The organism is Kocuria sp. KH4 (assembly GCF_053711175.1).
On record NZ_JBSJYX010000016.1, the window covers coordinates 1 to 22203 of the forward strand.

General features: G+C 69.5%; 15 protein-coding genes and 2 pseudogenes. 8 read left to right on the forward strand and 9 right to left on the reverse strand.

The window, feature by feature from the left end:
* Positions 1-51: 51 nt before the first annotated feature.
* From ppsA to ACWCOM_RS12115, 5 genes are all read right to left on the reverse strand, one after another.
* Positions 52-2445: a phosphoenolpyruvate synthase gene (ppsA, locus tag ACWCOM_RS12095; RefSeq protein WP_454548997.1), complete on the reverse strand. Its 2394-nt coding sequence runs from the start codon at positions 2443-2445 to the stop codon at positions 52-54.
* A gap of 165 nt (positions 2446-2610) precedes the next feature.
* Positions 2611-6063 (reverse strand): pyruvate carboxylase, encoded by a 3453-nt coding sequence (locus ACWCOM_RS12100; protein WP_454548998.1) that lies wholly within the window; start codon positions 6061-6063, stop codon positions 2611-2613.
* A gap of 222 nt (positions 6064-6285) precedes the next feature.
* Positions 6286-6927 carry a LutC/YkgG family protein gene (locus ACWCOM_RS12105; protein WP_035925203.1) on the reverse strand — a complete coding sequence of 214 codons (642 nt, stop codon included), beginning with the start codon at positions 6925-6927 and terminating at the stop codon, positions 6286-6288.
* Entirely contained in the window at positions 6924-8489 is a 1566-nt protein-coding gene (locus ACWCOM_RS12110) for a lactate utilization protein B (protein WP_454548999.1), read from the reverse strand. Before ACWCOM_RS12110 ends, ACWCOM_RS12105 begins: the two co-directional genes overlap by 4 nt.
* A gap of 20 nt (positions 8490-8509) precedes the next feature.
* Positions 8510-9406 (reverse strand): (Fe-S)-binding protein, encoded by an 897-nt coding sequence (locus tag ACWCOM_RS12115; protein WP_454549000.1) that lies wholly within the window; start codon positions 9404-9406, stop codon positions 8510-8512.
* Between the two features lie 446 nt (positions 9407-9852).
* Here ACWCOM_RS12115 and ACWCOM_RS12120 point away from each other — a divergent pair, with 446 nt between their 5' ends.
* From ACWCOM_RS12120 to ACWCOM_RS12130, 3 genes are all read left to right on the forward strand, one after another.
* Positions 9853-11640 (forward strand): L-lactate permease, encoded by a 1788-nt coding sequence (locus ACWCOM_RS12120; protein ID WP_368799507.1) that lies wholly within the window; start codon positions 9853-9855, stop codon positions 11638-11640.
* 107 nt (positions 11641-11747) lie between these two features.
* Positions 11748-12461: a FadR/GntR family transcriptional regulator gene (locus ACWCOM_RS12125; RefSeq protein ID WP_062735556.1), complete on the forward strand. Its 714-nt coding sequence runs from the start codon at positions 11748-11750 to the stop codon at positions 12459-12461.
* 332 nt (positions 12462-12793) lie between these two features.
* Entirely contained in the window at positions 12794-12949 is a 156-nt protein-coding gene (locus ACWCOM_RS12130) for a hypothetical protein (RefSeq protein WP_454549001.1), read from the forward strand.
* 158 nt (positions 12950-13107) lie between these two features.
* Here ACWCOM_RS12130 and ACWCOM_RS12135 read toward each other — a convergent pair.
* From ACWCOM_RS12135 to ACWCOM_RS12145, 3 genes and pseudogenes are all read right to left on the reverse strand, one after another.
* Positions 13108-13329: pseudogene (locus tag ACWCOM_RS12135) on the reverse strand (helix-turn-helix domain-containing protein); the annotation flags it as partial.
* Positions 13326-14220 (reverse strand): IS5 family transposase gene (locus ACWCOM_RS12140; protein WP_454549002.1). Its coding sequence is split into 2 segments (ribosomal slippage): positions 13326-13862 and positions 13864-14220, totalling 894 coding nucleotides; the frame shifts between segments, so codons are not numbered across the junction. The gene ACWCOM_RS12140 and the pseudogene ACWCOM_RS12135, both read right to left, overlap by 4 nt.
* Before the next feature lie 48 nt (positions 14221-14268).
* Positions 14269-14640 (reverse strand): annotated as a pseudogene (locus ACWCOM_RS12145) (recombinase family protein); the annotation flags it as partial.
* Between the two features lie 251 nt (positions 14641-14891).
* On the opposite strand from ACWCOM_RS12145, the gene ACWCOM_RS12150 reads away from it, so the two are divergent.
* Both ACWCOM_RS12150 and ACWCOM_RS12155 read left to right on the forward strand, forming a co-directional pair.
* Positions 14892-15380: a hypothetical protein gene (locus tag ACWCOM_RS12150; protein ID WP_454549003.1), complete on the forward strand. Its 489-nt coding sequence runs from the start codon at positions 14892-14894 to the stop codon at positions 15378-15380.
* A 60-nt stretch (positions 15381-15440) separates the two neighbouring features.
* On the forward strand, positions 15441-15770 hold the full coding sequence (locus tag ACWCOM_RS12155) for a histone-like nucleoid-structuring protein Lsr2 (protein WP_454549004.1): 330 nt from the start codon (positions 15441-15443) through the stop codon (positions 15768-15770).
* A 1095-nt stretch (positions 15771-16865) separates the two neighbouring features.
* Here ACWCOM_RS12155 and ACWCOM_RS12160 read toward each other — a convergent pair.
* The gene (locus ACWCOM_RS12160) at positions 16866-17273 is read right to left on the reverse strand and encodes a hypothetical protein (RefSeq protein WP_454549005.1); all 408 of its coding nucleotides are present in this window, start codon (positions 17271-17273) and stop codon (positions 16866-16868) included.
* A 565-nt stretch (positions 17274-17838) separates the two neighbouring features.
* On the opposite strand from ACWCOM_RS12160, the gene ACWCOM_RS12165 reads away from it, so the two are divergent.
* The 3 genes from ACWCOM_RS12165 (at position 17839) to ACWCOM_RS12175 (ending at position 22057) form a co-directional block, all read left to right on the forward strand.
* Positions 17839-19755 (forward strand): hypothetical protein, encoded by a 1917-nt coding sequence (locus ACWCOM_RS12165; RefSeq protein ID WP_454549006.1) that lies wholly within the window; start codon positions 17839-17841, stop codon positions 19753-19755.
* 115 nt (positions 19756-19870) lie between these two features.
* On the forward strand, positions 19871-20659 hold the full coding sequence (locus ACWCOM_RS12170) for a class F sortase (RefSeq protein WP_454549007.1): 789 nt from the start codon (positions 19871-19873) through the stop codon (positions 20657-20659).
* 774 nt (positions 20660-21433) lie between these two features.
* Complete coding sequence (locus ACWCOM_RS12175; RefSeq protein WP_454549008.1) at positions 21434-22057, forward strand: hypothetical protein; 624 nt, start codon at positions 21434-21436, stop codon at positions 22055-22057.
* Positions 22058-22203 lie beyond the last annotated feature (146 nt).

Sequence of the window (22203 nt, forward strand, 5' to 3'; positions counted from 1 at the left end):
GGTGGGGTTGGTGCCCTGGTCCTGGCGCCGGCGGCACCAGGACCAGGGTGCTCACACGGCCGGCTGTGCTGTGGTGGCGGCCAGGGCCAGCCAGGTGTCCACGACGGCGTCGGGGTTCAGGGACACGGAGTCGATGCCCTGGCCCAGCAGCCAGGCGGCCAGCTCGGGGTGGTCGCTGGGGCCCTGGCCGCAGATCCCGACGTACTTGCCGCGCTCCTTGCAGGCGGTGATGGCCATTTCCAGCAGCTTCTTCACCGCCGGGTCGCGTTCGTCGAAGGAGGAGGCGACCAGGGCGGAATCGCGGTCCAGGCCCAGGGTGAGCTGGGTGAGGTCGTTGGAGCCGATGGAGAACCCGTCGAAGTGCTCCAGGAACTGCCCGGCCAGCAGGGCGTTGGCCGGCAGCTCGCACATCATCACGATCTCCAGGCCCTCCTCCCCGCGCCGCAGTCCGTTGGCGGCCAGCAGCTCGATCACACCCTGGGCTTCGTCGAGGGTGCGCACGAAGGGGACCATGAGCTTGATGTTTCTCAGTCCCATGGTGGTGCGGGCGTGGACGACCGCTGCGCACTCGAGCTCGAAGGCGGCCCGGAAGCTCTCCGAGAGGTACCGGCAGGCGCCGCGGAACCCGAGCATCGGGTTCTCCTCGGCCGGTTCGAACTCGGGCCCGCCCAGCAGGTTGGCGTACTCGTTGGACTTGAAGTCCGAGAGCCGGATGATCACCGGCTCAGGGGCGAAGGCCGCGGCGATCGTGGCGATGCCTTCGGCCAGGCGCTGGACGTAGTACTCGCGCGGTCCGGGGTAGGCGGCGATCCGTTCCCGGATCTGGGCGGCCACCCCGGGGTCCAGCTCGGGGGACCCGTTCTGCAGGGCGAGCAGGGCCAGGGGGTGGATGCCGATCTGGCGGTTGATGATGAACTCCAACCGGGCCAGGCCCACCCCATGGTGGGGCAGCTGGGCGAAGGAGAACGCCTGCTCGGGGGTGCCGACGTTCATCATCACTTTCAGCGGTGCGTCGGGCATCGCGCCCAGGGTGGTCTTCTCCACGGTGTAGTCCAGCAGACCCGCGTAGACCAGGCCCTCCTCGCCTTCCGCGCAGGAGACCGTCACCGGGTCCCCCTCGGCCAGCACCTCGCTGGCGTCCCCGGCGCCGACGACGGCGGGGATGCCCAGTTCCCGGGCGATGATCGCCGCGTGGCAGGTGCGCCCGCCGCGGTCGGTGACGATCGCGGCGGCCTTCTTCATGATCGGCTCCCAGTCGGGGTCGGTCATCGAGGCCACGAGCACGTCGCCGGCCTGGAAGGAAGCCATCTGCTCGACCGACTCCAGCACCCGCACCCGTCCGGCCCCGATCCGTTGGCCGATGGCCCGCCCCTGGGCCACCACCGTGCCGGTCTCGTGGAGCCGGTAGCGGGCCACGGCCCCGGCCCCACGGCGGGAGACCACGGTCTCGGGACGGGCCTGGAGGATGTAGAGGTGCCCGTCGGTGCCGTCCAGGCCCCACTCGATGTCCATCGGGCGGCCGTAGTGGGCCTCGATCGCCACCGCGTAGCGGGTCAGCTGCTCCACCTGTGCGTCGGTGAGGCTGAACCTCCCCCGCTGCGCCTGCGGCACGGGGACGAAACCCACGGTCTCCCCGAGCTCCTGGGAGTCGGTGTAGGTCATCTGCAGGGCCTTGTCCCCGAGCCCGCGCTTGAGCACGGCCGGGCGGCCGGCGGCCAGGGCCGGCTTGTGGACGTAGAACTCGTCCGGGTTCACCGCCCCCTGCACCACCGCCTCCCCGAGCCCGTAGGAGGAGGTGAGAAACACCGCGTCGGTGAACCCGGACTCGGTGTCCATGGTGAACATCACCCCCGAGGCGCCGACGTCCGAGCGCACCATCTTCTGCACCCCGGCCGAGAGCGCGACCTCGGCGTGGGCGAAGCCGTGGTGGACCCGGTAGGCGATGGCACGGTCGTTGTACAAGGAGGCGAAGACGTCCTTGACCGCCGCCAGCACGTTCTCCACCCCGCGCACGTTCAGGAACGTCTCCTGCTGTCCGGCGAAGGAGGCGTCGGGCAGGTCTTCGGCGGTCGCGCTGGAGCGCACCGCCCAGGACACTCCTGCCGGGTGGGTCCCGGCCAGTTTTTCGTAGGCATCCCGGATCCCGGTCTCCAGTCCGTCCGGCAGCGGTGCGTTGCGGATCAGGGACCGGATGTGCGCACCGGCGGCGGCCAGAGCAGTCACGTCGGCGGTGTCCAGGCCCTCCAGGGTCTGGGCGATCCGCGTGTCCAGGCCGTCGGCAGCCAGGAACTGGCGGAACGCGGTGGCGGTGGTGGCGAAACCGCCGGGCACCTGCACCCCGGCGTTGCTGAGGTTGCGGATCAACTCGCCCAAAGAGGCGTTCTTGCCGCCGACCTCCTCGAGGTCGGAGAGGTCGATGTCAGTGAAAGGAAGGACAGAGGTCATGAAGGACTCCTTCGGTGGGCGCCGCCCGGGCGGGGTGCCAGTGGATCGGGGATCGGTTCTGCCCGCCGGCCCGGCCGCAGGAACATCAGCGGTCGGGACCGACCGGCTCCTGCCGGGGCAGGGGCCCAGGGCAGGGGACGGGGTGGTTCGGGGGCGGTGAAAGGTTCAGTTGGTGGGGCGCAGTACCAGCAGCAGGTCTCCACCGGTGACCTGGGTGACCCCGGTCAGTGCGACCCGGACGACGGTGCCGCCGGTGGGGGCGGTGATGGAGGCCTCCATCTTCATGGCCTCGATGGTGGCGACCTGCCCGCCGGCCTCGATGAGGTCACCTTCGGCGACCGTGACGGTCACGGCCCCGGCGAAGGGGGCGGCCACGTGGCCGCGGTCGGCGGGGTCGGCCTTCTCGGTCTCGGGCACCGAGGAGGTGATCGAGGTGTCGCGGACCTCGATCATCCGGGGCTGGCCGTTGAGGGTGACCATCACGGTGCGCATGCCCTTGTCGTCGGGCTCCGAGATGGCCTGCAGGGTCACCAGCAGCCGCACCCCTTTGCCGAGGGAGATCACGTGCTCCCGGTCGGAGGTCAGCCCGTAGAGGAAGTCCCGGGTGTGCAGCACGGTGACGTCGCCGTACCTGGCTCGGACCGCCTCGTAGTCCCGGGTGGGTCCAGCGAACAGCAGCCGGTTCAGCGTGGCCCGCCGGGTCGCGGAGTCGGCGGCCAACGCGGTCGAGTCCTCCTCGCTGAGCTCGGTGACCCCGACACGCACGGTGCGGCCCTCCAGGGCCTTGGAGCGGAACGGTTCGGGCCACCCGCCGGGGGGAGTGCCGAGCTCCCCGGCGAGGAAGCTGATCACCGAGTCCGGGATGTCGAACTTCTGGGGGTTGGCCTCGAACTCGGCCGGGTCCACGCCCATGCCCACCAGCTGCAGGGCGAGGTCGCCCACGACCTTCGACGAGGGGGTGACCTTGACCAGCCTGCCGAGCATGGCATTGGCGGCGGTGTACATGTCCTCGATCGCCTCGAACCGCTCCCCCAGCCCCAGCGCGATGGCCTGCTGGCGCAGGTTCGACAGCTGCCCGCCGGGGATCTCGTGCCGGTACACGCGCCCGGTCGGGGCGGTGAGCCCGGACTCGAACGGGGCGTACATCCGGCGGATGACCTCCCAGTAGGGCTCCAGGGCGGTCGCGGCCTCCAGGGGGATGCCGGTGTCCCGGTCGGTGTGGGCCAGGGCCGCGATCAGCGCCGAGGCGGGCACCTGGGAGGTCGTGCCAGCCATCGAGGCCTCGGCCACGTCCACCGCGTCCACGCCCGCGTCGATCGCGGCCATCAGCGTGGCGAGCTGCCCGCCGGCGGTGTCGTGGGTGTGCAGGTGCACGGGCAGGTCGAAGCGCTCCCGCAGGGCCGTCACCAGCTTCGCCGCCGCGGCGGGGCGCAGGAGCCCGGCCATGTCCTTGATCGCCAGCACGTGGGCGCCGGCGTCGACGCACTGCTGGGCGAGCTCGAGGTAGTAGTCCAGGGTGTAGAGCTCCTCGGCCGGGTCCAGCAGGTCCCCGGTGTAGCACAGGGCGACCTCGGCGACCGCGGTGCCCGTCCTGCGCACGGCCTCGATGGCCGGGGCCATCTGCTCCACGTCGTTGAGGGCGTCGAAGATCCGGAAGATGTCCACCCCGGTGGCCGCGGCCTCGGCCACGAACGCGTCCGTCACCTCGGTCGGGTACGGGGTGTAGCCCACGGTGTTGCGCCCGCGCAGCAGCATCTGGATCGGGATGTTCGGCATCGCCTCCCGCAGCAGCCGCAGCCGCTCCCACGGGTCCTCCCCGAGGAACCGCAGCGCGACGTCGTAGGTCGCCCCGCCCCAGGCCTCGATCGAGAGCAGCTGCGGCAGGGTGTGCGCGTAGGCCGGGGCCGCGGCCAGCAGGTCCCGGGTCCGGACCCGGGTGGCGAGCAGGGATTGGTGGGCGTCGCGGAAGGTGGTGTCGGTGACCGCCACCGCGGTCTGGGCCCGCAGCGCGGCCGCGAAGCCTTCGGGGCCCAGCTCCTGGAGACGTTGCCGCCACCCGTCCGGCGGGGTGTGCGCCGAGGGCCCGTCGAAGGGGGAGCGCAGCGGCTCGTCCTGCTTGTCGCCCGGGTAGTGGGGGAGCTTGGTACGCGGGTCGATACCTTCCACCCGGGGGCCGTGGGGCTGATTGACGGTGACCTCGGCCAGCCAGGTCAGCGCCTTGGTGGCCCGGTCCCCGGAGATCTTGCCTTCGAGCAGTTCGGGGCGGGATTCGATGAAGTCGGTGGCGACCTCTCCGGCGAGGAACTGCGGGTCGGCCAGCACGGCCTGGAGGAACTGGATGTTGGTGGCCACCCCGCGGATGCGGAACTCGGCCAGGGCGCGCTGGGAGCGGTGCACGGCGGTGGCGTAGTCGCGGCCGCGGCAGATGAGTTTGACCAGCATGGAGTCGAAGTGGGGGGAGATCTCCGCCCCGGCGTAGACGGTGCCGCTGTCCAGGCGCACTCCGGCGCCGCCGGCGGAGCGGTAGGCGGAGATCTTCCCGACGTCGGGGCGGAACCCGTTGGCCGGGTCCTCGGTGGTGATCCGGCACTGCAGCGCCGCGCCCCGGACCGTCAGCGACTCCTGGGCGATGCCCAGGTCCGCCAGGGTCTCCCCCGAGGCGATGCGCAGCTGCGAGGCGACCAGATCCACATCGGTGATCTCCTCGGTGACGGTATGTTCGACCTGGATCCGCGGATTCATCTCGATGAACACGTGCTGACCGGCCCGCTCCCCGGCCGTGTCCACGAGGAACTCCACGGTCCCGGCATTGACGTAGCCCAGCTCTCTGGCGAACTTCACGGCGTCGGCGTGCAGGGCCTGACGGATGCCCTCGTCGAGGTTCGGGGCCGGGGCGATCTCGATCACCTTCTGGTGCCGGCGCTGGACGGAGCAGTCGCGTTCAAACAGGTGCACCATCCCGCCCTCGTTGTCGGCGAGGATCTGCACCTCGATGTGCCGAGGCCGCAGCACGGCTTGTTCGACGAACATGGTGGGGTCCCCGAAGGCGGTGTCGGCCTCGCGCATCGCCGCCGCCAGGGCTTCGGGCAGCGCCTCAGAGGTCTCCACCCGGCGCATGCCGCGTCCCCCGCCGCCGGCCACGGCCTTCACGAACACGGGGAAGCCGATCCGCTCGGCCTCCCCGAGCAGGTAGTCCACCTCCGAGGAGGGGGCGGAGGAGTCCAGGGTGGGGATCCCGGCCCGCTGGGCGGCCTTGAGCGCCGCGACCTTGTTGCCGGCCAATTCCAGGATCTCGGCCCGTGGGCCGACGAAGGTGATGCCCTCCGCGGCCGCCGCGCGGGCCAGGTCCGGGTTCTCCGAGAGGAACCCGTAGCCGGGGTAGATCGCGTCCGCCCCGGACTCCTTGGCCACCCGGATGATCTCCGCCACGTCGAGGTAGGCCCGCACCGGGTGACCCTCCTCCCCGATCTGGTAGGCCTCATCGGCCTTCTGCCGGTGGATCGAGTTGCGGTCCTCGTACGGGAACACGGCCACCGTCTTGGCGCCCAGCTCGTAGGCGGCCCGGAAAGCGCGGATCGCGATCTCGCCGCGGTTGGCGACCAGGATCTTGGAGAACATTGACACCCGTTCCGCACCTGGGCGCTCCATTGGAGGCCCGGGTGCTGTGTTGTGAATTTCTGACAAGGTCAACTGCGAAGGAGAAACGGCCGGGCACGGCAGGGGCCGCCGTGCCCGGGCAGGGCAGACCCGGGCCCTCGGGGCCGCGATGGGGCCGGGGTGCCGAGCGGATCCGCGACGGTGCGTCTGCGCGTGCTGCGGTTCACGCGCCGTCCGGGCCTGTCAGCCGAGCAGGATCACGTCGAGCGTCCGGGGCCCGTGCACGCCTTCGACGCGTTCGAGCTCGATGTCCGAGGTCGCCGAGGGCCCGGAGATCATGGTGACCGGGGCCGTGGGCTCCACCAGGGCCAGGGCCTCGGGGATCAGCTCCACCACCGTCTCAACCGGCACCACGCAGATGTGGTGGTCGGGGACCAGGCTGATCGCCCGCCGGCCCTCCTCGGGACGGCCGGTGAGGAAGATCGTGCCGGTCTCCGCGCAGGAGACGGTCGAGGACGTCACCACCGCGTCCACGGCGTTGAGCTCCCGCACCCCCAGGGCCGAGGCGTCGCGGGCGTCATTGGGATCCACCAGCACCCGGCGGGCGGCGGTGTCCTCCGGCAACCAGGCGGTGTCCAGACCGGTCGGGACTACATACCGGGCGGAGACCCCCAGCAGCTGGGCGATCCGCCCCGGCAGGGACGCGGGGGTCTCGTGGTGCACCGCGGCCTTGTAGTCGACCAGCCGGTCCACGAGCATCTCGACGACCTCCTCAGCCGCACGCTCCGAGACGCGGCGATAGGTGCGCTGCGCCGGTGCAGGGGTAGGCGCGTCGTGCAGCGCCCCACGGATCCGGTTGAGGATCTCGGTCTTTGCCTCGCTCATCGTGCTCCCCCGTCGTCTTCGGTGTCGGTCTCGGCCCCATCCGGTGCGGTACTGCCCGCATCCGGGCCGGTGGCCGGGCCGCCGTCGGCGGCCATCCGTTCCTGGGTCTCCTCGGCGTGCTTGGCCCACCAATGGCGGAAAGACTCCTTCGGCGGGGCGGGGATGTCGCGCTCATCGGTCCAGCCCCCGGCGATCCCGGGCAACCAGGAGATCGCCCGATCCTTGCCCGCCACCGCCCTCCCCAACGGCAGACCCTTCTCGGCCAACCCCATCCGGGTGCCCGAGGACATCACCACCGAAGCGCCCTTCATCATCAAATCCATCTGGGAGGGCACCCGGGGGGTGGGCTTGCTGCGCACGTCCTCGTCGCGCAGGTGCACGAGGATTTCCGGGATGTTGATCTTCACCGGGCACACGTCGTAGCAGGCCCCGCACAGCGAGGAGGCGTAGGGCAGGGAGGCGTTCTCCTCGGAGGTGATGCCGGTCAGCTGCGGGGAGAGGATCGCCCCGATGGGCCCCGGGTAGGTGGAGCCGTAGGCGTGACCGCCGGCCTGCTCGTAGACGGGGCAGACGTTGAGGCAGGCCGAGCAGCGGATGCAGTGCAGCGCCGAGCGCCCGGCGGGGTCGTCGAGCACCGCGGTGCGGCCGTTGTCCAGGAGCACCACGTGCACGTTCTGGGGGCCGTCCCCCGGGGTGACGCCGGTCCACATCGAGGTGTAGGGGTTCATCCGCTCCCCGGTGGAGGAGCGCGGGAGCAGCTGCAGGAACACCTCGAGGTCCTGGAAGGTGGGCACGATCTTCTCGATGCCCATCACGGTGATCAGGGTCTCGGGCAGGGTCAGGCACATGCGGCCGTTGCCCTCGGACTCCACCACGGTCAGCGTCCCGGTGGAGGCCACGCCGAAGTTCGCCCCGGACACCGCCACGGAGGTGGCGAGGAACTTCTCCCGGAGGTGGGTGCGGGCGGCCTCGGCGAGGTCGCGCGGCTCACTGGTCAAGGAATCATCCGTCTCCGGCATCCCCTTCCGGAAGATCTCCCGCACCTCATCACGATTGCGGTGGATGGCCGGGACCAGGATGTGCGAGGGCTTGTCGTGGGCGAGCTGGACGATCAGTTCGGCGAGGTCGGTCTCTGTGGCGGTGATCCCGTGCTCCTCGAGGTGGGCCTCGAGGCCGATCTCCTGGGTGGCCATGGACTTGATCTTGATGACGTCGGTGGACCCGGTGGCCTGCACGAGCTCGGTGACGATCCGGTTGGCCTCCTCCGCGTCCCGCGCCCAGTGCACGGTGCCGCCGCGGGCCGTGAAGTTGGCCTCGAACTCCTCGAGCAGGTGCGGCAGGTCCGCCATGACCTGCTCCTTGAGCGCGGAGCCGGCCGAGCGCAGCTCCTCCCAGTCGGGGAGCTCCCCGGCCACCGCGGCGCGCTTGCCGCGGATCGTGTGGGTGGCGTGGCGGATGTTGGCGCGCATCTGCGTGTTGCCCATCTCGGCCTTCGCCGCGGCGGGGAACGCGGTGGACGCGTGCAGATTCCCCTGCCCGTGGACGGGACGCACAGCAGGCATCCCCAGTGCAATACGACGGGTCATCGGGCGCCTCCGGTGGTGTGGGACGAAACGGACGAGGAAGCCGGACTCGCAGGACCCGCGGCCGAGGAACGCGCCGACGTGCACCCACCCCGCCCCCTGCTCTTCGGGATCGACAGCTCGACCGGTCCGGAGACCTCCAGCGGGTTCTCGCGGGTGGACGCGAGGATCTCGGCGAAGTGGACGGTGCCCGGCCCCGTTCCCCGGCGGGCCATGGCCCCGCCCAGGTGCATCAGGCAGGAGGCGTCCCCCCCGGTGCACAGCTCGGCCCCGGTGGAGACGATGTTGTCGATCTTCTCCTCGGCCATCGCGGCGGAGACGTCCGGGTTCTTGAAGGAGAAGGTCCCGCCGAAGCCGCAGCACTCCTCGGCGTCGGGCAGCTCCACGAGGTCGAGACCGCCGACCGAGGCGACCAGGTCCTTCTGCCGGTCGCCCAGGCGCAGCAGCCGCATCCCGTGGCAGGACGGGTGGTAGGTCACCCGGTGCGGGAACCAGGAGCCGAGCTGCGCGGCCGCGTCGCGCACGCCGAGCACGTCGGTCAGCAGCTGCGAGAGCTCGTAGGTGTTCCCGGCGACGGCTGCGGCGGCCGCCGCCAGCTCCTCGTCCCCGCCGGCGCGGGCGATCATCGGCTGCTGGTGGCCCAGGGAGGCGACGCAGGAGCCGGAGGGTGCCACGGCCACGTCGTAGTCCGCGGCGGTGAAGGCCTTCACGTGGTTGCGGACCACGGGCAGGGCGTCGTCGAAGTAGCCGCTGTTGACGTGCATCTGGGAGCAGCAGCCCTGGCCGGGCGGGAACACCACCTCGTGGCCGAGCCGCTCGAGCACCCGCACGGTGGCCAGCGCGACCCGCGGATACATCGCGTCCACGATGCACGTGGCGAACAGGGCGATTCTCATGGGACCTCCGGGGGACAGGAGAACAAGGACGAAAGAAGAAGAAAAAGGGTCGATGCGAGAACACCGCACCACCTGTGGTCTGACCATAGTAGGACTATGAGCCGCACCACACAACCAGGGCGGCAGGCGGCGAAAACATTGCGCCGAAGGGTTGGTGGTGTGATCTGGGTCATGTACTCTTCGTGGTCAGACCATTGTGGTCCGACCATACGGTGATGGCATGTCTGGTTCTTCTCGCGCTGGGGTGCGGGGAACCCGACCGGCCACCCGACAGACACCAAGGTCTGTGCTGCTTTTCCGGAACTCATCGAAAGGCGCATCGAGGCCACTGGGGCCGGCACGAGCTGCGCGTCGCGTCCCGGAAACTTTGACCCAGCCCGTACCACGCACCCGGCCCGCCCCGTCACCCGTGATCCTGCGGGGCAGGGCCCAGAAAGGATCTGTCCATGGACAATCTCGCTGTTCTGAGCCTGTTGGCTCTGCTGCCCCTGCTGTTGGTGGGTGTGCTGTTGGCCGGGTTCCGCTGGCCGGCGAAGTTCGCGATGCCGGTGGGCTACTTCGCCGCCGTCATCGTGGCTCTGGTGGTGTGGCAGATGAGCTTCACCGGGGTGCTGGCCGCCACCGTCGAAGGCCTCATCGTGGCCATCACCATGCTCTACATCGTCTTCGGCGCCCTGCTGCTGCTCGCCACCCTCACCGTGGGCGGGGCCATGGCCACCATCCGCGCCGGCTTCAACAACATCTCCGCCGACCGGCGGATCCAGGCCATCATCATCGGCTGGCTCTTCGGCTCGTTCATCGAGGGCGTCTCTGGCTTCGGCACCACCGCCGCGGTGGTGGCCCCGCTGCTGCTGGCCATGGGCTTCCCCGCGATGGCCGCCGTCATGATCGGCCTCATCGTCCAGTCCACCCCGGTCAGCTTCGGGGCGGTCGGCACCCCCATCCTCGTCGGGGTCGCCAACGGCCTGGGCGGGGACCCCGCGGTCGCTCAGCGCGTCGAGGTCCTGGGTGTGACCATGCCCGAGTTCATCAACTCGATCGGCTTCTACACCGCGGCCATCCACGCCATCGTGGGCATCCTCATCCCGCTGATTCTCGTCACCCTACTCACCGGGTTCTTCGGCCCCGAGCGGCGCTTCCGCGACGGGCTGGCCGTGTGGCCCTTCGCCGTGTACGCCTCCCTGGCCATGACCGTCCCCTACGTGCTGGTCGCCCGCTTCCTCGGCCCCGAGTTCCCCTCCATGTTCGGCGGGCTCCTCGGCATGGTGCTGGTGATGTACACCTCCAGCCGCGGCTTCCTCATGCCCAAGGACACCTTCCAGTTCGGCCCCCGCGCCGACTGGCCCACCCGCTGGATGGGCACCATCGAACCGGCCGAGGCCACCGACGTCTCCACGCACATGAGCACGGTCCGCGCCTGGGCCCCCTACGCCCTGATGGCGGGGCTGCTGGTGGCCACCCGTGTCATCGCCCCGCTGAAGGAATGGCTGACCGGTCTGGCGATCCCCTTCGAGAACATCCTGGGCACCGAGATCACCACCACCGTCCAGCCCTTCTACCTGCCCGGGTTCGTGCTGATCCTCGCCTCGGCCTTCGCCTACCTGCTGCACCGGATGAACTCCCGCGAGATCGCCCAGACCCTCAAGATCTCCGCCGGCCAGCTCGCCGGCACCGCCGCCGCCCTGCTCTTCGCCGTGCCCCTGGTCCGGGTCCTCATCCAGTCCGGCCCGGCCCTCAACGAGTCCGGGCTCTCCAGCATGCCGGTCACCCTCGCCGAGGGCGCCGCCGCGATCTCGGGCAGCTCCTGGCCCGTGATCGCCCCCTGGATCGGCGCGCTGGGTGCCTTCGTGGCCGGGTCCAACACCGTGTCCAACCTGACGTTCTCCCAGTTCCAGTTCTCCACCGGCGCCGCGATCGGTCTGGACCGTCCCGAACTCGTCGTGGCCGCCCAGGCCGTGGGCGGGGCCGGTGGCAACCCGATCGCGATCCACAACATCGTGGCCGCCTCGGCCACCGTGGGCCTGCTCGGGCGTGAAGGTGATCTGCTGCGCAAGACCATCATCGTCACCACCTACTACTGCCTCGCCGGCGGCGCGATCGCCTACCTGTTCATCCACGGGGTGGGCCTGAACCTGGGCACCATCATGCTGGTGGCCCTCATCGCCGGACTGGCCCTTATCGCCGCCCGACTGTGGCGCCAGGACGCCCCCACCAAGAACGAACTCCGGGTTTGAGCCCGGCACATGGGGCCGGGCTCATGACCGGCGCCGGCCCCACGCCTGCAGCCCCCGGGGTCTCTCTAGAATGGTTTGGTTCCCCATCTACCCTCCAGGAGCCCCTCGTGCCCGCGCCCACACGCACCTACACCCTCGTCCTCGACTGGCTCGAAGAACGACTGCGCTCGGGCGAGATCTCGGTGGGCGACAGACTGCCCGCAGAGCGCCACCTGGCCGAAGAGTTCGGGATCTCCCGCGCCTCGGTCCGCGAAGCATTCCGGGTCCTCGACGCCATGGGCCTGGTCCGCTCCTCCACCGGGTCCGGGCCCAACGCCGGGGCGATCGTCATCTCGGACCCCTCGGCCGCCCTCGGCTGGGCGCTGCGGATGCACGTGGCCAACCGGTCCCTGCGCATCGGCGATCTGGTGCAGACCCGGCTGCTGCTCGAAACCCAGTCCGCCCACGAAGCCGCCACCGCCCCGGACACCCCCGAGCGCACCGCGATACTTGACCAGGCCACCGAACTGGTGGCCGCCATGGACGACCCGGACCTGCCGGACGAGCGCTTCCACGCCCACGACGCGCAGTTCCACATCCTGCTCGCCTCCCTGGCCGGCAACGTGGTGGTCGAGACCATCATGGCCTCGCTGCGCCAGGCCACCATCGGCTACGTCCAGGAGACCGTCGCCGGCCTGGCGGACTGGCCGCAGGTACGCCACACCCTCCAGGAACAGCACAAGAACATCCTGGAGGCCTTCCAGCAGCGCCGAGGCGCAGACGCCGCCGAAGCCCTGCGCCACCACATCATCTGGTTCTTCGAACTCAGCGATCACCGCTAAAGAGCGGCCCCCAGACTCCCGCACCACCCAGGACTCTTGACCGCCGCCCACCGAACGGTGCCACCAGCACGGGACCGCCCGAACGAGCCATCCCAGACCCACCCTGCCCGACTGCTGACGGACACCTCCAAAACCTCCGGCTCCAGCCGGCCGCGACCGGCCTCCGCCGTGGGGGACCCATACGCGTTCCAGGCCGAGAACACCCCGCGTCGACACCGCACCACTGAGCGCACCAGATCGGGACGACCACCCAGCATGTGCTCACCGCGTCCCGGCTGACCACCCCGAGGCCGCACCCCAGCCCATAGGCGCCGACGAAAGGCACCGCCACCATGACCAGCCCCGACCCCGTCCCCGGCCCAGTCCCAGTCCTCGTGGAGGACTGCACCGTGCTGCAGGCAGGTGATCGCATCGACGTCCACCTTGTCGGTGACCTCTACTACCGCGGACTCGTCGAGGAGACCATGCCACTCCTCCGCGTGGTGTAGGCCCGAGCACTGGGAACCGGCGAACGGAGAATGTTCTCCACCGACGAGAACCGCATCTTCCAGCAGCCACCCCCAGCCACCCCCGGAAAACTCTGACGGAGGCTTCTCCACGCGCCTACGCATCACCGACGGTGCGGTGGAAACACCACCACGCCCCCTCAGCCCGCCGGTGTCGACAGCTCTCGGACGCGCCGATAGAACGTCGCCCTGGACATCCCCAGATCGCAGACCACTTGGGTGACTGGCTCACCCGCCTCGACGAGCCGGAGTGCGTTACGGATCTGGGAATCAGTGAAGACCGGACGACGCCCACCCAAGTCCATGCCGGCAGCCCGGCGCTTGGCCACCGAGTCCGTGATCCGCTCCCGCTTGACCTCTAGGGCGTGTCTGACAATCGTTTGGACCACGCGAGCACCGCCTTCAGGATCACCGCGGCCCGGTAGACGATCGCGTACTTGTCATACCGGGTTGCCAGCCCGCGCCACTGCTTGAGTTGGGCGTACTGGCGCTCGATGACGTTGCGGCCCTTGTAGGCGGCCGCGTCGAGGCCCACGGGCCGCCCACCGTGGGAGCCCCGGCGTTTCCGGTGGCCCTGTTGGTCCGCCGGCTCGGGGATCACGGTCTTGATGCCACGAGTGCGCAGATGGGTGCGGATCGCCCGTGATGAGTACGCCTTGTCGCCCAGGACCGCGTCCGGGCGGGTGCGGGGCCGACCTGCCGGCCGGGTCACACGCAGCTGTTCCAGCAGCGGCAGCAGCATGGGCGAGTCTCCTGCTTGGCCAGGGGTGATCAGGCTGACCAGTGGCAGCCCTGCACCGTCGACGAGCTGATGGATCTTCGTGCTCAGCCCGCCGCGAGAACGTCCGATGCCGCGATCGGCCGGCTCTTCACGCGGATTCTTGTAGTTCGATCCATCCCCCTGTGTGGCGGGTGGTGTTCGTGGCGTGCTGATGTGCCCGGGCGATCGTGGAGTCCACCGCCACCGACCAGTCGATCAGGCCTTCCCCGTCCGCGGCGGCGGTCAGTGTTGCCAGCACCGTGTCCCAGGTGCCTTCTTCGGCCATGCGTCGATGCCAGGTCCACACGGTCTGCCACGGACCGAAGACCTTGGGCAGATCGCGCCAGGCGATCCCGCACCGGTACCGGTAGATGATGGCCTCGACCATCATCCGCGCATCCGAGAACGGCCTGCCCTGCCGGCCTGTGCGAGTAGGGAGCATCGGGGCGATCAGCTCCCACTGAGCATCAGAGAGGATGTGGAACCGGGACATGCCTTCCAAGGTGTCAGCCGGCCCCTGGACTCATTGTCAGACACGCCCTAGCTCCATCTGCGCCAAGGCCGCCATCACGGTGAACACCATCGAGCCCATCGGGGTGTGAGTGTCCACGTCTCCCCCACCAAGATTCAACACCCGCAGACCGGAACCTCTGCTCCGCAGCGCCTCGGCAAAAGCCAACATGTTCTGGGTCGAGCGCCCCAGACGGTCCAGGGTCGTGAGCACCAACGTGTCGCCCTCCTCGAGGGCGGCCACCGCCTTGTCAAACTGCGGACGCGAAGCATGAGCTCCAGACACTCCATGATCAACATAGAGGTCATCACGCCGCACGCCGGCAACCAACAGATCAGACACTTGACGGTCCGCGTCCTGCTGCCGCGTCGAAACACGTGCATACCCGATCAACTTCCCCACGTCCACCCCATCTGTCTCGCAACCAATGTCCACTACGCGATTCTAGGCACATAGATAAAGTACATGGTTGCAAGACTCAGCAAGTCGCGGGAATCCGCGAAAAATCACAACGGAAAATTCCTGGGACGAGACGTCTCGCATCCCATGCCTTCCAAGACGCATCGTTGCACGAGCACAGTGAGCATGCAGGCATACAATGCAATGAATACGATGCATACCCTGTCCTGGTTTCGCTGACTATAGGAGAAAGCATGCCGTTCGAGGTCTTTGATAAGAGGATGACTCCACTGGCGAAGGCGCCCAGCGTCACGATCCAGAAGCGTGGTGTGATTTCGCTGAACAAGGCCGCCCACGACTTGGTGGACAATGCCGAGACGGTGGAGCTGCTCTACGACCGGGAACGGCAGATCATAGCCCTGCGTGCCGCCGATGACTCCTCCCCGCACGCCTATGCGGTCCGTAACGGTTCCAAGCGCGGCCCCGGCCAAGCCATCGTCTCGGCCACCGCCTTTACACAGCACTACGGCATCGATACCACTGCCACCAGGCGATGGAAGCCCTTTATCGAGGACGGCATGCTCTGCGTGGACCTGACCCAGGAAGGCACGGTCATCACCGGCAACCGCACCAAGTCCACGGCACCGGCCCAAGACGCCGAGACCGCAGACCCGATGGAAGATATCGACACCATCGCTGCCCAGGACGACCCAGCCGGCGAAGACACCACCGACAACTCCTGACCAGCCGCACGCCAGTACAGCGCTGTTTTACGACCCTTCATCCGAAAGGCATCCCCACCCATGGCCCAGAGAGTCGAAGTGCATCTCGAGGACGACCTCGACGGCGGACCCGCCGACACCACCCTCACCTTCGCTATGGACGGCAAGGACTACGAGATCGACCTCTCCCAGGCCAACGCCGAGAAGCTGCGCGAAGCCTTGCGCCCCTTCGTGGCCACCGGCCGCAAAACCACCCGCGGCGGGGGCTCTCGCGGTGCCCGCACCCGCGCCTCCAGCGGCGATCCGGACACCGCCAAGATCCGCGCTGGGGCCAAGGAAAACGGCCACGAAGTCTCCGACCGCGGCCGCATCCACCAGACCATCAAGGACGCCTACTACGCAGCCCACTGAGTGCCTGCCCCGAAAGGCCTTTCTTTGTCTTGTCCGCCGCAGGACATCGCACCCAAATCCAGGTCCAGTCCAGGCACCTTGTGTAGATGTCGCCGCACGTGGGTAAGGGTTTATGCTTTGTCCCAAGTTAGGGGGACGGTGTTGAGGCTGCGCTGGAGTGAGCGTTCTGTTCGGGAGCGGGCAGCGGGTTATTTTGCCTAGTCAGAGCAATTTGTCCGTGATGCGAGACGGCCACTGGGTTTCCTGGCACCTGGAGCGTTGGCTTCTGAACGGCTAGGCCATTCGAGCCGGGGGGCTTGAACAGGTTCGGAGGGCGCCTCTGGGGGGAGGCGCCCGTCGCCCAGTCCGACCACGCCTAGCTGTGCGCCGACGGCGCACCGAAGCGCCCCTGCCCTCTTGCGGGCGGGGCGCTTTCGTCTCCAGCACATCAAGAATCCCGATATGCCGATGTTTTGACAGCCGGGGAGCAGCATGGCCGGTGGGCCGGCTTCTCCTGCACGAGACAAAGGACCTCGCGCCTGACTCCCTCTCGGTCTGCAGACCAGGAAAATGAAAAGGCGGGGTCTCGTGAGCGGTCATTGCGGGCAAGAGGGGCCGGGCGCAGCGCCCGGCCCCTCCCCCGAAGGCCATGGTGTGAGCACTGCACCCCCGGGGGCCCAGTGTGGACTGATCGACGAGGCGGACACCATTCCTGCTCAGGTGTTCGGTGGCATTTCCCGGGAAGTCGTCACATTAACAACACCCATGTAAACCCATGCACATAGGGCGTATCGTGAGGCCACCGCCGCAGATGGTTCGCGATCAGTCCCCCACTCAGTCTCTCCGTGTTCGGAGAGCTCCTGGTCCGGGCATTTCCTGCGGCGGTGGTGCCCGCATCCCCCGTGCGGATGACACCGGACGGGCCCTGCCGCATCCCCCGACTGGCAGGGCCCGCCCCCATCACCACCGAACACAGCTTTCCCACCGCCGACCATGCCTGCAGCTGAGAACATAGACTCTGCTGGCCTCGGGGCGCCCCTGGCCCACGTGACAGGAGACCGACCTCCCCCACTGGGCGCCGAAGTGCCCCCGCTCAGCAGAGCGGGGACACTCCCCTTACGGCTGGGCTGTTCCCTTGCGCAGGTAGGACACGCATTGCCGGCGGATGTCGTTGAGCACCTGCAGGGCTGCCGGCAAGCTCAGTCCCAGTGCGCCGTGTTCGTGAGTGTGGACATAGACGTAGGCGCTCAGGGTCACCGTGCCGTCGTGGGGTCCGTCCCAGTCCTCCACAATCCCGCACAGGGCAGCCGGGTGGTGCTGCACCTGCCCCGGGTCGTGGACGTGGAGCAGCTCCGCATCGACGGTGAACTCTCCGTAAAGCACGGCATCGTCGTCGATGACCGTGGTGACCACCCGGCAAAGCCCACCTAGGTCCATGTCCCGGCCGGTGATCACCTGGCCGTCGGCGACGTTGGCGGTGGTGAGCACCGCGTCCCGCGCCTGGGATGACTGGGGTGCGTCCATGGGAGCCTGTCCTTCCGCTGCACTTCTTCTGTCGATGGCAGTGGGGGGCCAGGGCCACCCTAGTGGCCCGGATCGCCCGTACTGGGGTGTGTGACGCTCCACGACCTGCCACGACCACCGCGACGCAGCCGCCTACCAAGGATTTACCGGTGCGGGCTGCGGTCCGGGGCCCGACAACGCGTCATCAGCCCCTCATTGCGAAGAAACACTGTCGGCACGTCCCCTGATCAGGGGACGTCCTGCACCTGAGGGCTTTCTCTGGAAAGGGCAGGTGGGGCCGTATCCCCTGGTGGAGGCCCGGAACAGCACCCTTTTTCGCGTCTCATGGACGTCATATGACCCCTAAGTGACCCACAGCACGGTGACTTTTGTACAGTGGGCTACACGAAAGCAAAGTTTGCTTTCGTTACCCCCCGTTCGTGGCGTCCTTCCCCCCCCCGGTTGGGTTGCCCAGTATCAGATAAGAGCGATCATGAACTTTGGTAAGAAGCTTTTCGCTACCGGTACCGCGGCCGCACTGGCCTCTGGTGGTGTGTTCCTCACGGCTGCCCCGGCGTCGGCCGCGGTGGGTGACCCGCAGTGCCTGGCCGCCGATGCTGCGCTGCAGGCGGGCCTGGAGCAGGCCGGGATCGAGGCTGAGCTCGTCGATGAGCTCGAGGCCGCCGTCGACGTCGTGGTGGCCGCTCAGGCCGAGCGTGATGCCCGGGCGCAGGCGGCCCTGGACGCCGCGACCGCCCTGGAGGTGGCGGTGGCGGAGCTGGAGGCTGCGGTGGAGGCCGCCGCCGAGGTGGACATCGAGTCCGCTGAGGCGGCCCGGGACGCCGCCCAGGCCGAGCTGGATGAGGCGAACGCGGCCCTGGCGGAGGCTGAGGCCGTGCTGGAGGCCGAGGTGGCCGCCTACAACGAGGTCGTCGCCGCCGCCGAGGCCGATCTGGAGACCGCTCTGGCCGCGCAGGTCGAGGCCGACGCCGAACTGGCGGCAGCCGATGAGGCGGTGCTGGAGGCCGAGGCCGACCTGGAGGCCGCGGTGACCGCGCAGCAGGCCCTGGAGGCCGCCCTGGCCGCTCAGGTCGAGGCCGACGCGGCGGTCGCACCGGCCCAGGACGCCCTGGACGCGGCCCTGGCCGTGCAGGTCGAGGCCGACGCGGCGGTCGGCACCGCCCAGGACGCCCTGGATGCGGCGGCGGCGGTGCAGGCCGAGGCGCAGGCCGCCCTGGAGGTGGAGCTGGGCGAGCTGCAGCTCGCCCTGGACGCTCAGGTGCAGGCCGATGCCGCGGTTGCTGCCGCTGACGTCGCGGTGGATGCGGCCCTGGGGGTGCAGGCCGATGCCGAGGCAGCCCTGGCCGATGCCACGGTGGCGCTGACCGCGGCGGTGGCCGATGGGGACGCCGATGCGATCGCCGCCGCCGAGCTGGCCGTGGAGGAGGCCACTGCGGCCGTGGAGGCCGCGGTCGCTGCGGTAGTCACCGCCCAGGCCGATCTGGATGCCGCGGTGGCCGTTGCCGCCGATGCGGCCCTGACCGTTGGGGTCGCCCAGGACGAGGCCGATGCCGCCCAGGCCGAGGTGGATCTGGCCGCCGGTGTCACCGCCGACGCGCAGACGCAGCTGGACGCCGCCGTGGCCGCCGCCGCTGAGGCCGCCGCCGCGGTGGAGACCGCCCAGGCGGAACTGGCGACCGCCGAGGCGGACGCGCAGGCCGCCGCGGCCGCGGTGGTCGAGGCGACCGCGGCCGTGGAGGAGGCCGGGTCCGTCGCCGATGCCCAGGCCGCCCTGGAGGTGGCAGTCACCGACCGCGACGCCGCACAGGCCGAGGCCGAGGCCGCCGCCGCCGCGGTGGCCCAGGCGCAGGTGGCCCTGGAGGACGCGCAGGTGGAGCCGGAATCGCTGCTCGAGGCCCGGGCGGAGGTGACCGCCGCCGAGGAGATCCAGGCTGCCGCCCAGGCCGAGTTCGACGCCGCGCAGGCCGAACTCGACGCCCAGCTGGAGCTGCTGGCCGCGGTCGAGGACGCCGAGACCGCCGTGGCCGATGCCGAAGTGGCCGTGGAGACGGCCGTGGCCGCCGCCGTCGAGGCGCAGCTGGCCCTGGACGCCGCCGTCGAGGACCTCGCCGAGGTCCGCCTGGCCCTGGGCGAGGTCGGGGTCGATGTCGAGGAGCTGGAAGCTCTCTTCGATGCAGCCCTGGCAGCCTGCGCCGGCACAGGGGCCGGCATCAACGTCGACGTGGACGAAGGCCTGGTCACCGGCCCCACCGCCGCCCCGGGTGCCCCGTGGTCCCCGGGCACCTCCCCGGTGCACTGGGTGCCCGGCTCCTCCATGGAGACCACCAACCAGGGCATGAACGTCCAGACCGCCGGCACCACCCCCAGCACGACCACCGGCGCCGGCTCCGAGAACCACCTGGGCGTGATCGCGCTGACCGGGGCCGGGCTGCTCGCCGCGACCGGGCTGGTGCTGCGCCGCCGGCACACCACCGGCAGCTAACCACCACGGCGGGTGGGTCGCTCCTGCACCCCACCCGCCACCGTCGTGACCCTCCGGGCGCCGGCCACCCCGGCCGGCGCCCGGAGCCACACCACCAGCCCTCGGGGGGCACCAGATGGGCCATCAGCACGACAAACACCAGCACGGCGCCACCACAGCACCCCACCAGCCCCGGCGCACCCGTGCCCTGCCCGTCATCACCACCCTGGCCGCGGCCGTGCTGCTCGGGATCGGCGGGCACCTCGGCCTCGGGCCCGGTCCTGATACCGAAGCGACTGCCACGGCGCCACCGGCCACCCACAGCACCACCCCCGCCCCCGACCCCATCGGGGCCGAGGGTGCGGACTCGACGGCACCCACAGCATCCGTCTCGCCCTCCCCCGCACCTTCCCGGGCGGCTCCCGCGGTGACGCCCTCACCGGCACCCACCCCACCGGCACCCGAACCGGCCCGAGCCCAGCCGGCGGCCTCCGCCCCGGTCCACCTCACCGTGCCCGCCGCCGGCATCGACCAGCCGATCCTGCCACTGGCCCCGACCACCGCCGAGCTGGCCAACCAGTCGATCGTGCCCCCGATGACCATGGACGCCTACTGGCTGACCACCTACGGCACCCCCGGAGCCGGATCCACGAACACCACCTACCTCACCGGGCACAGCTGGGAAGGCACCGAAGCCCCCTTCGACCGGCTCAGCACCCACCTGAACCCCGGGGACACCATCACCCTCGGCACCCAGACCGGCACCATCGACTACACCGTGGACGCAGTCACCACCCACGACAAGAACACCCTCAAGAACAGCGACATCTGGCAGATCACCCCGCAACGACTGGTGATCATCAGCTGCTACACCCACGACCCCTGGGGCAAGAACGTCGTCATCACCGCCACCCCCACCCACTAACCCTCCGGCGCACCCCACACCAGTCTGGGCGGAACACACAGGACACCGAGCCCACACCCGTGGCCGGCACACAGTCACCACCGATCAGCGGTGAACAGAAACACCCCATGACCACCCCTGCCCCCTGCGCTTCGCCGTCGAGCTGCACCCCCACACCCCCACGGAATGGACCGCGACCTACTACCCCCTGATCACCACCACCACAGGCAACAGCGCCGACATCACCACGGTGCTGCACCAACACCGGCTACCCGCCCCACCACCCAGCCGCGCATCCACGCCGCATCACACATCAGCACGATGGCTGGAAGCACACCTCACCGACCCCGACGCCCCCTGCTACGCGGACTACCCCCGCTGGAGAACCGCACTGGCCGCCGGCTACACGGCATCACTGAACGCCCACCACACCCAGAACGCCACACCACCGCCCCGGCACCACACCCACCACCCAACACCGGGCACCATCCTCATCCCTGCCGGACAACTCTCGGAATGGATCCTCCGCGAAACGGCGGAAGCGGTGGACTGCCGTCCCCGGCGGTGGGTGCATAACCGAAGTCTTGGGGCATCCCCGTGATGCGCCAGTAAACTGATCAATTAGTGCCCCCTCGGCCCCTCTTTGGGTCGGCCTGCCGCGCAGGAAGCCCCCCCCCCCCCCCCATGCCCCCCGCACCCATACGTCCCGTTCCCAATTGTTCTGGCTCAGCTCCCGAGCGAACCCGGGCCTACATCGCCGCCCCGGTACCCCCGGAAGACGGGCTGCTGCCGGCCTTGAAGTGGGCGTTCCAACACCATCCAGAAGGCCGATGGAACCGGATCGGGATCCTGGTACCCACCCCCGCCCATGCGCAGCACCGTGCGTTGCACCGATTGCGTGCGCGCGGCGTCACCATCGAGACCGCCACCGACCAACGGCCATTGGCCGGTTTCACCGGACCCGTCATCGCCTACGCCCCGGACTTGCCGACCCTGGCCGCCGCCGAGCAGCTACCCATCACCTGCGCGGTCCTGGCCCTCGCCGCCGAGAACATCCCTCTCAGCCCGTGGGTGGACGCCTTCACCCCCCGACACCTGGCCGGACACGTCCTGACCCCGCTGCAGCCCCTCCTGCCCGATGCCACTGTGCGCCGGGCCATGGTGTACTTCACCCACCGCCTCGTCGCCACTTCTCCCGCGAACGAGCCCTCAACGCTTCACGGCATCGTCGCAGGGATACGTCATCTGCAGGGCCAGGGGTGCGTGTTCACCACCGAGGAGTTGCTCGCTCTGGCTCTCCAACTGAACTGGTCCCCCAGCGCTATCGGGCGGTTGCAGCACATGCTCACTGACGCGTTCCCAGCACCAGCGGCCTGGCCCACACAGCCATCCAGCCCCAGGCCACCCTCAAACCCCTGAACCATCCCTACCCACCCCCAGGATCCAGCCCCCGCCCCCGCGCGGCGACCCCGAGAATAGGCCCAGGGCCTCCAACTGCACCTAGGCCGCGGTAGACGCGTATGTCTGGACAGTCGCCGAGACCAGGAACGGTCATCAACTCTGAC